General features: G+C 54.4%; 11 protein-coding genes and 2 tRNA genes. 6 read left to right on the top strand and 7 right to left on the bottom strand.

Going from position 1 to position 12,070, the window contains the following annotated elements; all coding sequences use genetic code 11:
- Nucleotides 1-129 precede the first annotated feature (129 nt).
- The 5 genes from DW088_RS12915 to DW088_RS12895 form a co-directional block, all read right to left on the bottom strand.
- A complete protein-coding gene (locus DW088_RS12915) occupies nt 130-534 on the bottom strand; it encodes a hypothetical protein (RefSeq protein ID WP_118361141.1) in 405 nt (134 codons plus the stop codon).
- Nucleotides 535-840: 306 nt separating this feature from the next.
- Entirely contained in the window at nt 841-3,336 is a 2,496-nt protein-coding gene (locus tag DW088_RS12910; protein ID WP_118361139.1) for an ATP-dependent Clp protease ATP-binding subunit, read from the bottom strand.
- A 137-nt stretch (nt 3,337-3,473) separates the two neighbouring features.
- Nucleotides 3,474-4,475: an ATP--guanido phosphotransferase gene (locus DW088_RS12905; RefSeq protein WP_118361137.1), complete on the bottom strand. Its 1,002-nt coding sequence runs from the start codon at nt 4,473-4,475 to the stop codon at nt 3,474-3,476.
- Nucleotides 4,472-5,017, bottom strand: coding sequence for a UvrB/UvrC motif-containing protein (locus DW088_RS12900; protein WP_118361135.1), 546 nt, complete (start codon nt 5,015-5,017; stop codon nt 4,472-4,474). Before DW088_RS12900 ends, DW088_RS12905 begins: the two co-directional genes overlap by 4 nt.
- Nucleotides 5,018-5,076: 59 nt before the next feature.
- The gene (locus tag DW088_RS12895) at nt 5,077-5,532 is read right to left on the bottom strand and encodes a CtsR family transcriptional regulator (protein ID WP_118361133.1); all 456 of its coding nucleotides are present in this window, start codon (nt 5,530-5,532) and stop codon (nt 5,077-5,079) included.
- Between the two features lie 317 nt (nt 5,533-5,849).
- On the opposite strand from DW088_RS12895, the gene DW088_RS12890 reads away from it, so the two are divergent.
- The 6 genes from DW088_RS12890 (at nt 5,850) to DW088_RS12865 (ending at nt 10,431) form a co-directional block, all read left to right on the top strand.
- Entirely contained in the window at nt 5,850-6,020 is a 171-nt protein-coding gene (locus tag DW088_RS12890) for a DUF362 domain-containing protein (RefSeq protein WP_110435960.1), read from the top strand.
- 1,412 nt (nt 6,021-7,432) lie between these two features.
- A complete protein-coding gene (locus DW088_RS12885; protein WP_118361131.1) occupies nt 7,433-8,659 on the top strand; it encodes a cation:proton antiporter in 1,227 nt (408 codons plus the stop codon).
- A 242-nt stretch (nt 8,660-8,901) separates the two neighbouring features.
- Nucleotides 8,902-9,741, top strand: a complete 840-nt coding sequence (locus tag DW088_RS12880; protein ID WP_118361129.1) for a hypothetical protein — start codon at nt 8,902-8,904, stop codon at nt 9,739-9,741.
- 17 nt (nt 9,742-9,758) lie between these two features.
- Nucleotides 9,759-10,106 (top strand): arsenate reductase family protein, encoded by a 348-nt coding sequence (locus DW088_RS12875; protein WP_117492355.1) that lies wholly within the window; start codon nt 9,759-9,761, stop codon nt 10,104-10,106.
- Between the two features lie 79 nt (nt 10,107-10,185).
- Nucleotides 10,186-10,274, top strand: a tRNA-Ser gene (locus tag DW088_RS12870).
- Nucleotides 10,275-10,340: 66 nt separating this feature from the next.
- Nucleotides 10,341-10,431 (top strand) — tRNA-Ser (locus tag DW088_RS12865).
- Between the two features lie 113 nt (nt 10,432-10,544).
- Here the strand turns inward: DW088_RS12865 and DW088_RS12860 are convergent.
- Nucleotides 10,545-11,723, bottom strand: coding sequence for a tyrosine-type recombinase/integrase (locus DW088_RS12860; RefSeq protein WP_158574693.1), 1,179 nt, complete (start codon nt 11,721-11,723; stop codon nt 10,545-10,547).
- Between the two features lie 150 nt (nt 11,724-11,873).
- Nucleotides 11,874-12,068: a helix-turn-helix domain-containing protein gene (locus tag DW088_RS12855; RefSeq protein WP_118361125.1), complete on the bottom strand. Its 195-nt coding sequence runs from the start codon at nt 12,066-12,068 to the stop codon at nt 11,874-11,876.
- Nucleotides 12,069-12,070 lie beyond the last annotated feature (2 nt).

Below are 12,070 nucleotides of genomic sequence, written 5' to 3'. Positions count from 1 at the left end.
AAGGTTGTTCCGATGATGATCGACGCAATCAAGGCTGCTAAGGAGTCCAAATAATCAACTGAATATCGTTCAGATTTGATAGAAAAGCCTCTGTCCGATGGACAGAGGCTTTTTTTGTGCTGTTTTGGTTCATTGTTCGGCGCCTACACTGGGATATTCAGGGTCGTGGTCGAGATAATATTCAACATGGTAAATCCCGTAATAGTCGTTCACGATTTTGCGGACATCTTCGACGTATTGATTTGTGGATGTGTCGCTGTATACGCCACGCAGTGTTTTATACGGGTTTTGCTCGAAAGTGGTGATATAGTCCTTGGTTGCAGCCGGAAAATAAAGCGATTGCTTGTAATGACCCGGCATGTGTGCCCCCTTGGATGCCATAAATGCAACACACTCCTTGTCTGGCAGGTCGGACAGCCGGATTCCGGTCTGCATATATTCCGAAACCGGCGGTGTGTTTTTGACCGTGACGGCCATAATCACAATGGTGGCGAGCAGCAGGACGAAAATTGCTTTGATTCGTGCGCTTAACATGGTATCACCGCCTTGTCTGATATATATTTTATTATACTGTAAATCGGTTCGTCCTGGAAGTATAAATTTAGAGAAAACGATACCGTATCAAACGATTTGCACAGCCTACATCGTAGGGGAGCACAGTGTGCTCCCACGAAACGTAAAATAACACGGGTTTTGGGCGCACACTGTGCGCCCCTACGGTTACACGATTGCAAAGGATTCAGAAGGCATAATTGTTACGCTCATTATCCATTATCAATTCTGCACAAAAAAGAGGTACGATTCTTACGAATCGTACCTCTTTCGCTATCCAGATAAGGATTATTCGTCCTTATTTTCGTTTTCTGCCGGAGCCTTTGCGTCCTTATGCGTCAGTACCAGCTTGTCGTCGGCGGCATCGAGCGTTACGCTGTCGCCCTTCTTGATCTTGCCCTCGAGGGATTCCTCGGCAACAAGATCCTCGACCTCGTTGGTAACGGCGCGGCGCAGCGGGCGGGCACCGTAAACCGGATCAAAACCAGCCTTGGCAAGGTGCTTCTTGGCGGCCTCGGTCCAATCCATGGTGATCTCCATATCCTGCATGCGGGCAGCAACCTTGCGCAGCATGCCGTCGGCAATCTGTGCAATTTCGTCCTCGTTCAGACGGTTGAACACGATGATGTCATCAATACGGTTGAGGAATTCCGGACGAACCGCGGTCTTGAGTTCCGCCATAACGTCGGCCTTGATCTGCTCAAAGGTGCGCTCTGCGGCGTTCTCCGGCTGGCCATCCGCGAAGCCGAGCGACTTGCGGCCGCTGCCGGTGATCTTCTGTGCACCGATGTTGGAGGTCATGATGATGATGGTATTCTTGAAGTCTACATGGCGGCCCTGACCGTCGGTCAGGATACCATCTTCAAGGATCTGCAGCAGGATGTTGAATACATCCGGGTGTGCCTTCTCGATCTCGTCGAACAGGACAACCGAGTACGGATGACGGCGAACCTTCTCGGACAGCTGGCCGCCCTCATCGTAGCCAACGTATCCCGGAGGCGAACCGATCATACGAGAAACGGCGTGCTTCTCCATATATTCGGACATATCAATGCGGATCAGCGCATTTTCATCGCCGAACATGGCCTCGGCCAGTGCCTTGCTCAGTTCGGTCTTGCCGACACCGGTCGGGCCGAGGAACAGGAACGAACCAATCGGGCGCTTCGGGTCGCGCAGGCCGACACGGCTGCGGCGGATTGCCTTAGCAACGGCGGTTACAGCCTCGCTCTGACCGATGACACGCTGATGCAGCGTATCCTCGAGGTGCAGCAGGCGCTGACCCTCGTCCTCGGTCAGCTGAGCAACCGGAACACCGGTCCAGCCGGAGATAACGGCGGCAATATCGTCCTCGGTGACAGCACCGTGCGACTTGGTCTGCTGGTCAGCCCACTCCTTCTTGCGGGTTTCCATCGCTTCGCGCTTGGACTTCTCCTCGTCACGCAGCTTGGCAGCGTTCTCAAAGTCCTGACCCTTGACGGCCTCTTCCTTCTTTGCGGCAACGGCGGCGATTTCGTCCTCGAGCTGCTTCAAATCCGGCGGAGTGGTCAGGCTGGACAGGCGAACGCGGGAGCAGGCCTCATCAATTACGTCGATTGCCTTATCCGGCAGATAACGACCGGTTACATAGCGGACAGACAGCTTGACAGCGGCTTCGATGGCCTCGTCCGGAATCTTGATGCGGTGATGTGCTTCGTACTTGTCGCGCAGACCCTTCAAAATCTCAACGGCATCCTCGGCGGACGGCTCGTTGATCTGAACAGGCTGGAAACGACGCTCCAGAGCGGCATCCTTCTCAATATTCTTGCGGTACTCGTCCAGCGTAGTTGCGCCGATGACCTGTACCTCGCCGCGGCTCAGCGCCGGCTTCAGGATATTCGCAGCGTCAGCTGCGCCCTCAGCCGCACCGGCGCCCATCAGCATGTGCATCTCATCAATGAACAGGATGGTGTCCTTCTTGGCGGTCAGCTCTTCGATGACCTTCTTGATGCGCTCCTCGAACTCGCCGCGGTACTTGGTGCCTGCGATCATGCCGGTCAGGTCGAGCGAGATCAAGCGCTTGCCCTTCAGGGTCTCCGGTACGTCGCCGGAAACAATCTTCTGAGCAAGACCCTCAACAACGGCGGTCTTGCCGACACCCGGATCACCGATCAGCGCCGGGTTGTTCTTGGTACGGCGGGACAAAATCTGGATGACACGCTGAATCTCCTTGGAGCGGCCGATAACCGGGTCCAGCTTGCCCTCCTTGGCAGCGGCGGTCAGGTCGCGGCCGAACTGGCTGAGTGCGTCCTTGCTGTCAGCGCCGCCGTTTGCAGCAGTACCAGGCTCGCCGGAAACGCTGTCCTGTACGCCGCCGAGCGCCTCATTCAGCTTCTCAACAAGGATTTGCGGGGTGATACGCAGGTTGGCCAGTGCGGTCAGTGCCACATTCTGCCCTTCGCGCAGGATGCCGAGCAGCAGATGTTCGGTGCCGACATAGCCGGTGCCCATCTCATTCGCGGACTGTACGGACAGCTCTACAATGCGCTTGGTGCGCGGCGTCATGCCCTGCGGCGCGGTGGAATCCGGGGTGCCGCGGCCGGACAGATCTTCAATCTGCTTAACGAGTGCTTCATCGGTCACGCCGGCGGCAGTGAGTGCCTTTGCGGCAGGGCCGCCGCCCTCACGCAGCAGGCCGAGCAGCAGGTGCTCCGAGCCAATGTAGCTGTGACCGAACGAAGCGGCCGCTTCCTGTGCAAGCGACAGTGCCTGACGGGCACGCTCGGTAAAACGATTTTGATAGAACATAAATAACACTCCTTTCAGAGTAGGAAAATAGCTTGGTTTAGGGGTAAAACGTCCTCGCAGGGGCGCACAGTGTGCGCCCGGATTTCAGCATCGTGGTTGGAGTAGGCGCACACTGTGCGCCCCTGCGGGACAGATGATTAGTTGAATTGAATAGGCTTTGTCGCTTCACGCAGGATTTCCGCGCGTTTCTTATCGCGGTCTTGCGGTGCGCCGTTCAGCATTGCCGGACGGATGTGCTCCTCCAGTGCGTACAGCTTCTGCGCGTCCATGCCAGACAGGAAACCCATCTGCAGACCAATCAGAACATTGGAAATGCACTGAACGGCTTCATTCGTGTCAATCAGATATGCACTCCGCAACGTGCCTGCTGCGCGGTAAATACGGTCGCGCAGTGCGGGTTCGTTCTGGCTGCGTACCTGCTCACGCGCCTTTTTCTCGGCGTCGATGATAGTGGTCGCGGTCTCTACCAGCTTGTCGGTCAGCTCTGCGGCAGACGCACCGAGAGTAACCTGATTGGACACCTGATAGAATCCGCCGACCGCCTGCGAGCCTTCACCGTAGGTGCCGCGAACGGCACAGCCGCGGCTGCCCGCGTAGCCGATGATGCGGTCCATCTGCTCGGTTGCGGTCAGCATCGGCAAGTGCAGCATGATGGAGGCGCGGAGACCGGTGCCGATATTGGTCGGGCAGGCGGTCAGGTAGCCGAGGCGCTCGTCATACGCGAACGGCAGCGCCGCTTCAATGAGCGAAGCTACACGGTTTGCGGTTTCGAGACATTCCTTCGGGCAAAGGCCGGTGCCGATGACCTGCAGACGCAGGTGATCCTCTTCGCCGACCATGATGGACACGCTGCTGTCCTTGGAGACAATCAGCCAGCCGCCGTTCTGCGCCAGCTCGGGGGAGATGAGGTGTTCCTCGACCAGCTGCGAGGCTTCGGTCGAACGGGGGATGATCTGCTTTTTGTCAAACTCCGGGCCGATGGTCGGGTTTTCTTTCAGTGCAGCGAATACCTTGTCAGCAATTTCGCTGTGCTGTTGTTCGGTCAGACGGAACGGATAGCCTTTAATATTTCGTGCCAGGCGTACGCGGCTGGACGCTGCCAGCCCGGTAAAGCCGCCGTGAATCTCAAACATACTCATTTCTGTTCACCCTCCATTCTGCGGATCTCATCGCGCAGGCTTGCTGCGCGCTCGTAATCTTCGCTTTCAACTGCCGCTTTCAGCTGTGCCTTGAGGTCAGCCACCGGGTCAGCCTTGGGCTGTTCGGGCGCCGCCGGTGCCGTGCCGATATGACGCGTTGCGCCGTGGATCTTCTGCACATACGGATTCAGAATGTCCGCAAACGTGGCGTAGCAGTCCGGGCAGCCGACGCGGCCGGTGCGGCGCAGTTCGCTTTCGGTCATGCCGCAGGTCGGGCACTTGCGCTCGGTGCCGAGCATGGTAGCGGTCGGAGCTACCTCGCCCAGCATGTCATTCCACAGGCTGCCAAAGCCGCCGCCGAGGAACGAATGGAACGGATCGCTCCAGAAGTGGTTCATCGACTGAAATGCGTTTTCAAACGCACCGCCGAGGTTTTCCTTCTGTGCACATTTCGGACACAGGTGCATCTCACGGGTGACACCGTTTACGGTTTCCTTATAATACATGGTAGCTTCATTCTTGCCGCATTTTTCGCATTTCATAAGTCAAAACTCCTCTCTGAGAGATTACATATAATGTAGTGTTTACGGAGAAAAGGGCATCACGTTGTTGCAACACCCATGACTGCGCATCGGAAAATCGCAGAACGCAGTCTGTCGCGGTCGGTCTTATCAACCTCCGCCAGCGCACCGTCCGAGCAGGCGGACAGCAGCAGCTGACCTTCACGCTGGGTAAGCAGCTCAGCGGAAACGAGTGCGCGTGTCAGCCGCGCCGCGTCGTTCTGGCTCAGCCGTCCGCCGATACCGCGTGCCGCTTCGAGCAGCGTGCGCTGCTTGTCATCCAGCAGACGGATAATGCGGATGAAACCGCCGCCGCCGCGCTGGCTCTCAACCAGATAACCATGCTCCGGTGTGAAGCGGGTCTCTATCACATAATTGATTTGACTCGGTACGCACGAAAACCGGTCAGCAAGGCTTTTGCGCTGCAGCTCAGCAACGCCGCCGCCGTCTGACAACATCTCACCGATGAAGTCGGCGATCACATCGGACATTTTCATGGTGTTTCACTTCCTTCCGGGGAAGGTACTCACTCATCTGACCTTCCCTGATCATTGTCTATATTGTATATCCGGAGGCGTCTAAAATCAAGAGAAAAATTTGACCATTTCTGACTATTAAAGTGAGGTAGATAAGGCTAACCGTGAGTTTTCTCGCTATATCGCTTTGAATCACGATTTTTCTCGATTTTTCATAAACTGACCCAAATTGTGTACTATGATAAAAGTTACCAAAGACTAACCACTTGTTTTTGTTGCTTTTTTTAAATCTTGTGGTAAAATGATAATTGTAAAATACATTTGGAGGTGCAATACCAATGGCATATGTTATCGGTGGCGGCTGCATTATGTGCGGCTCTTGCGCTGGCGAGTGCCCGGTTGGCGCTATCGCTGAGGGCGACGGCAAGTACGAGATCAACGCTGACGCATGTGTAGATTGCGGTACCTGCGCAGGTTCCTGCCCGGTAGGCGCTATCTCTCAGGGCTAATTCCTGAACACATATAAAAGCGAAGTATAAAACCCTGTTCCGGTTGGAATGGGGTTTTTACTTTTGCCTAAAACAGCAGAGCGGTCGGGCATTCTTGGCACCGGATAGCTGGGTACGCGAACTGCGTAAGTGTGTTCGCTCCTAACGGGCGGCTCCTTTTCTGCACTGGAAAGCCGGGGTGCACGAACTGCGTCAGCGTGTTCGTCCCTAACGGGCGGAGAGTTTTTCGCTGAGATTCAGCGGGGGGATTCGCCGTCTGCGGACGGCGGGAGCGTCGCGGCACCCGCCGCGGGGACGATGCCGTACCCACGGCGGTGGGCAAAAAGGAAGGACAACCTGCGGTTTTCCTTCCTCTTTGAACTCCTGCCTTTCCCTTGCTTGATAGTCCGGCGCAGATTGCCAACATGTGCCCGCTGCGAAATAGGGGGACGGCAGAGGATTTTTTCTCTGCTACGGACGAACTACCTTCGGAGTCCGTCCTCTTGAGCAACCTGTTCGCAGGGTCAGATACCGTTCTGCTACACATGCGGGTTAATCAACGCAAGGCGCGGCATGACAGTGCCGCGCAAATCCTTGGCACGTTGTAACGCACGGCACCTACGAATTTAGACATTTGGTACAATTTATCCTCGTAGGTGCTGTCTATCATAACGCGCTTACGAATTGCGCGGCACGGTTATGCCGCGCCTGCGTAGAGTAAACCACCTGTGTAGCAGTAATCTATCTGTGAACTGCGAATATTTCACGAAAGACACGCAACGGTAACCCGACTGTCGTTCCCCCATTTCGGAGCGGTCGCCGGTCTCTGGTCTGCGCCAGACCCTCTAAGGGAAAGGGGAGATACACAAGAGGGTGGAAACCGCAGGTGTCTACCCTCTTGTGCGCCCGCGCGGCGTCAGCGCACATTTCGTTCGCTTCTCAAGCGGCGGCTATATATAATAGGAATAGGCGAAGAAAAAAACACTTGAAATTTCCACACAATATGATATAATGGAAAAAACTGAAATTTCAATGCCTTGCAAGCTTATGCTCGCAAGGCGTTCTTTTTTTGCCTTGCGGCATAGACGGGGCAGAAAAAACAGTGTTCAAAACCAAGTCAGACGAGTTAGGCTTTCTGCTGGCGTACCCGCTGTAGATCTTTGTGGTCGGTCCGTTCTGCCGATTTGTATTTTACGGACGCATGGGCGCGCGCACGCATATCTTCGCAGAGGGACAACAGGCGATTTCGGAAGGATTTGCTGGATAATGCCAGAAAATAGGGGAATTGGCAGAATGCACATAGGATTGACCATAGATTTGGTAATTTCGTTCAAAATCACGGAGCAAAAATTGAAATCTTAGCTGGTTCTTTGCGCGAAAAAGAGTATAATATTCTATGCAAAAGGTTATCACATTAAGAAAGGGTGGGAACAATGTCATATGACTTTCTGTTGACGATTGCGATCATCATGTTGTTCACAAAGGTATTCGGCCTTACTTCGGAGCGCGTGCATATGCCGCAGGTTGTCGGTGCACTGATTGCCGGTGTGCTGGTCGGCCCGAGCTGCCTCGGCTGGGTAGGCGAAACGGATTTTCTGGTAAAGGCTGCTGAGATCGGCGTAATCATCCTGATGTTCAACGCAGGCATGGATACCGATCTGGACGAGCTGAAAACCACCGGTTTTGCGTCCTTCGTTATTGCGCTGATCGGTGTTATCGTGCCGCTAATCGGTGGTGTTGCATGCTATCTGGCGTTCGACAATGATCCGACCGACCCGATGAACATGCTGAAGGCTGCTTTCATCGGTGTCGTTCTGACGGCTACCTCGGTTTCGATCACCGTTGAGACCCTGCGTGAGATGGGCAAGCTGAAAAGTAAAGTCGGCACGGCGATCCTCGGCGCGGCCGTTATCGACGATATCCTCGGTATCGTGGTACTGACCGTCCTGACCGCACTGACCGATCCGACTGTAAAGCCGGTTCTGGTGCTCGGCCGCATCGTTGCGTTCTTCGGTTTTGTGCTGGTTGTTGGTATCGTTATGTACCGCGTATTCCTCAAGATGGAGGAAAAGTGGCATCGTCATCGCCGTATCGCGATCTATGCGGTTGCATTCGCATTCCTGATGAGTTACGTTGCGGAGCGTTACTTCGGTATTGCAGATATTACCGGTGCATACTTCGCAGGCATCGTAATGTGCCGTCTGTCCTCTGCGCGTGACTATGTCGCAAGCAAGACCAACGTGCTCGGCTACATGCTGTTCTCTCCGCTGTTCTTCGCTTCCATCGGTATTAAGACCAACCTGGAAGGTCTGACCAGCACCATGGCGATCTTCGCAGTGGTACTGACCATCGTTGCAATCCTGACCAAGATCATCGGCTGTGGCCTCGGTGCCCGCGTCATGGGCTTCCAGACCTATGATGCATTCTCCATCGGTCTGGGTATGGTATCCCGCGGTGAGGTTGCGCTGATCGTAGCACAGAAGGGCGAGCAGGCCGGTCTGATCGACCCGCACATGTTCCCGCCGATCGTACTGGTCGTTATCGTTACTACGCTGGTAACGCCGATTCTGCTCAAGCTCGGCATGAGCAAGCAGACCCCGGCAAACACGGAGTTCAATGCACAGGAAAAGGTGCAGATGCCCAAGGTAAGCCAGCACTGATTGCTGTCGCGGAACCACGGTTTCACCGGCAAGCAGGAACGGACCGCAGGCCATTCCAAAGTCGTCCGTTTGGAATTTGTACGGCAAATTCTATTGAACACGCGCAATGTGCGAAACAACCGTCTGTTTTGAACAGGCGGTTGTTTTTATATGCAAATATCAATTATTCGCTGTATTGAAGCCTTGCGGCAAGTATGCTATAATAGTAGCGTTTAATACTATCTCTTAATGGAGGAAACAACATGAAAGCAACGAAGCTTCTGCCGATTCTGGCGGTCGTGCTGTGTGTTCCGGGGATTGCGCTGCGCGCGCTGCACCTGCTGAACGGTTTTGACGTAAGCACCGGCTTGCCGACGGCAGGCGATAAATGGATCTGGTTCGTAATCGCGCTGTTCGCTATCAGTGCAATTGTATATGCTGTGCTGGCGCTGCCGCTTAAGACGCGCAATAAGGTGCCGTTTGAGCAGCTGATCGGCACGAAAGAGACGCTGTTCCGCATGGCGGCTGTCGTTGCGGGACTGATTGTAGCGGCGGGCAGTCTGGGCTACCTGTATCTGACCATCACCACGGCAGAGCAGGACGCGGCTGCATGGGCGCGCGTTCTGGAGATCGTCTACGCGATCATGGGCGTGCTGACCGGCGGCTGCATGATCGGTCTGGCCAAGGCACAGGGCGTACAGATGACGGAAAAGAGCGCCGCAATGACGCTCGTACCGCTGTTCTGGAGCTGCCTGCATCTGCTGGTCAACTACCGCATGACCTGCACCGATCCGAAGCTGGCGTCGTTTGGCTTTGGACTGGTAGCGGATGTGATGATTGTGCTGGCGTTTTATGAACTGGCGCGTCTGCTGTTTGGCAAGCCGGCACCGGCTATGCTGGCGTTCTTTGCCGCAGTGGCGGTCACCATGTCGGTGTCGGATATCGGCGGCTACGGTCTGGCTATGCTGATGGGCATCCCGTCCATGTGGTCGATCAAAATGGTGCTGCGCGGCATTCTGGCTGCAGCAGCGTGCGTTATGCTGGCCGCTGAGCTGTTCTGCCTGTGCCGCTCGGACGCAGCGCAGACGGCAGATGAGAATTAACAGAGGAGGACAACGAAATGCTGTTTGTATGCTATCCCAAATGCTCGACCTGCCAGAAGGCGAAGGCGTGGCTGCAGGAGCGCGGTGTGGCGTTTGACGAGCGTGATATCAAGCAGGACAATCCGACCGAGCAGGAGCTGCGTGCGTGGCATGAAAAGAGCGGTCTGCCGCTTAAGCGGTTCTTTAATACGAGCGGCCTGCAGTATAAGGCGCTGGGACTCAAAGACAAGCTGCCGGCCATGACCGAGGACGAGCAGTATGCGCTGCTCGCGACCGATGGCATGCTGGTCAAGCGCCCGCTGCTCATCGGCGAGGACTTTGCTCTTCCGGGTTTTAAGGTAAAAGAATGGGAAGAGCGGCTGTAACAGTCGTTCTTCTTGTAAAAAGCTGTTGACAAGCAGGAGAAATTCCTGTATAATAAATCTTGCTTATCGGGCAAGATACGGAACGGTATCGAAGTGGTCATAACGAGGCGGTCTTGAAAACCGTTTGTCCGAAAGGGCGCGTGGGTTCGAATCCCACCCGTTCCGCCAATCACGAGATTGCGCGCGGAGGGTTCGATCGAGGATAACTCCGCGTACAACTCAATACCTTGACATGGAGACATACCCAAGCTGGTGAAGGGGCTCCCCTGCTAAGGGAGTAGGTCGAGAAATCGGCGCGAGAGTTCAAATCTCTCTGTCTCCGCCATGAAAGCTGCACTTTTTATTATGGAAAGTGCAGCTTTTCTGCGTTTATAGATAGAAAACGATAACTTTTAGAACGACTTAATTTTTCTTGACAGCAATCGTGACAGCAACGGGCTAATTTACGGCTCCTAGACTGGAGATCAGCTCCTCCATACGGGCGGCACTGCTGCGCTGCATTTGGTCACTGACATGAGCGTAGGTTTTCAGCGTAAACGAAGCCGTGCTGTGGCCTAAATTCGTCTGTACGGTCTTAATATCATCGCCGTTTTCCAGCGAAATCGTAGCGAATGAGTGGCGCAGAGAATGAAACGTATAATCCCCCATACCGCAGGAACGCAGCAGACGCTTGAGGTGCTTGTATACGGTCTGGTGGTTGAGTGCGCGGCCAAATTCATTGGTGAAAACCAGATCAAACGGATTGTTCCACAGCGGTCCGGCGGCTAAACGCTGACGCTGCTGCTTGGTGCGCTGCTTCTGAAGCGTAAGCATAGCCGTTTCCGCCAGAATAATACGCCGCTGCTTGTTCTCTTTCGGGTCAATGAGCGTATAACTGTAATCACCTTTCTTGCATTTCTGCTGGAGCTGCTTGCGTACAACAAGGCTGTTTCGGTTCCAGTCAATATCAGCCCAGCGCAAGCCGAGAATTTCGGACTGGCGCATACCGGAGAAAATATCGAGGAAGAACAGATAATAGAATTCGTCCTTGCGGATCAGATCGAGAAACTGATTCAGCTCGGCAGAGGTGATCGCTTTGGCGCGGGTTTGCGTTACACGCGGCAGAGAGCAGAAGTCAGCAACATTGCGCTGTAAGATCTCATCGCGCTGTGCGGCGGTCAACAGGGCGTGCAGCGTGCCGAATACGGTGTGTACAGTCTTGGGGGCAAGTCCTTTACCGCCTGCGCTTAAAGACGAAGCAAAGCGCTGTACCTCGCGGTGGGTGAGGTCGGTCAAACGGCGAGTACCCAGTGCGGGAAGAATATGCAGCCGAAGATTTTTCTCGTAACTGCGCTGTGTGGAATCGGTCAGCGTGGCAACATGAGTTGCCATGTATTCTGCGGCATATTCGGCTATCGTGATTTTACGCGGTTCCTGAAAGGTGCCGTTGTCAATACTGGAGGTTGCAGCACGCAGTTTCTCTGCGACCTCTTTCTGCGTTTTGCCGTAAATGGTATGACGACGCAGCTTGCCGGTTTTCGGATCATAGTCGGACACGTACTGACCCTGCCAGCGGCCGTCTTTCCGTTTGGTAATAGAGCCGCTTCCGGCTTCACGCTTTTTATTTTTTCGTGCCATAAGTAAAAGAATACTCCTTTCCGGCACATACAGTTCGATTGTATGTAAATAGTATAGCATAGGTATGCAAGTTTTGCACAAGCTGGGGATAAATGCTGTGCGTGAGATAAGCAGAGGGTAAGGTTTTAGACCTTGCCCTCTGCTGCATATTCAGGCGCTTTTCTTGGCGGCGTCCTCTTTGAGCCATTGCATCAGTGCATCGTGTGTTACAAGCAGGCGGCGGCCTATTTTGAGTGTTGGGAAATCTTCGCGGTGAAAGAGCGCATAGGCAGCGCTACGGCTTATGCCGAGCAGTTCAGCCAGATCACGGGCGGATAAGGTGATACATTTTACTTGTGCTGTCATAG

Source organism: Butyricicoccus sp. AM05-1, from assembly GCF_003474415.1.
Taxonomy (GTDB): domain Bacteria; phylum Bacillota; class Clostridia; order Oscillospirales; family Butyricicoccaceae; genus Agathobaculum; species Agathobaculum butyriciproducens.
Note: the sequence above shows the minus strand (reverse complement) of the source record. Positions and strands in the feature narration are given on the sequence as shown.

Bases quoted from the DNA above. Each gene is read 5' to 3' on its own strand.
- DW088_RS12915 (WP_118361141.1), bottom strand. From the start codon at position 534: ATGTTAAGCGCACGAATCAAAGCAATTTTCGTCCTGCTGCTCGCCACC.
- DW088_RS12910 (WP_118361139.1), bottom strand. From the start codon at position 3,336: ATGTTCTATCAAAATCGTTTTACCGAGCGTGCCCGTCAGGCACTGTCG.
- DW088_RS12905 (WP_118361137.1), bottom strand. From the start codon at position 4,475: ATGAGTATGTTTGAGATTCACGGCGGCTTTACCGGGCTGGCAGCGTCC.
- DW088_RS12900 (WP_118361135.1), bottom strand. From the start codon at position 5,017: ATGAAATGCGAAAAATGCGGCAAGAATGAAGCTACCATGTATTATAAG.
- DW088_RS12895 (WP_118361133.1), bottom strand. From the start codon at position 5,532: ATGAAAATGTCCGATGTGATCGCCGACTTCATCGGTGAGATGTTGTCA.
- DW088_RS12890 (WP_110435960.1), top strand. From the start codon at position 5,850: ATGGCATATGTTATCGGTGGCGGCTGCATTATGTGCGGCTCTTGCGCT.
- DW088_RS12885 (WP_118361131.1), top strand. From the start codon at position 7,433: ATGTCATATGACTTTCTGTTGACGATTGCGATCATCATGTTGTTCACA.
- DW088_RS12880 (WP_118361129.1), top strand. From the start codon at position 8,902: ATGAAAGCAACGAAGCTTCTGCCGATTCTGGCGGTCGTGCTGTGTGTT.
- DW088_RS12875 (WP_117492355.1), top strand. From the start codon at position 9,759: ATGCTGTTTGTATGCTATCCCAAATGCTCGACCTGCCAGAAGGCGAAG.
- DW088_RS12860 (WP_158574693.1), bottom strand. From the start codon at position 11,723: ATGGCACGAAAAAATAAAAAGCGTGAAGCCGGAAGCGGCTCTATTACC.
- DW088_RS12855 (WP_118361125.1), bottom strand. From the start codon at position 12,068: ATGACAGCACAAGTAAAATGTATCACCTTATCCGCCCGTGATCTGGCT.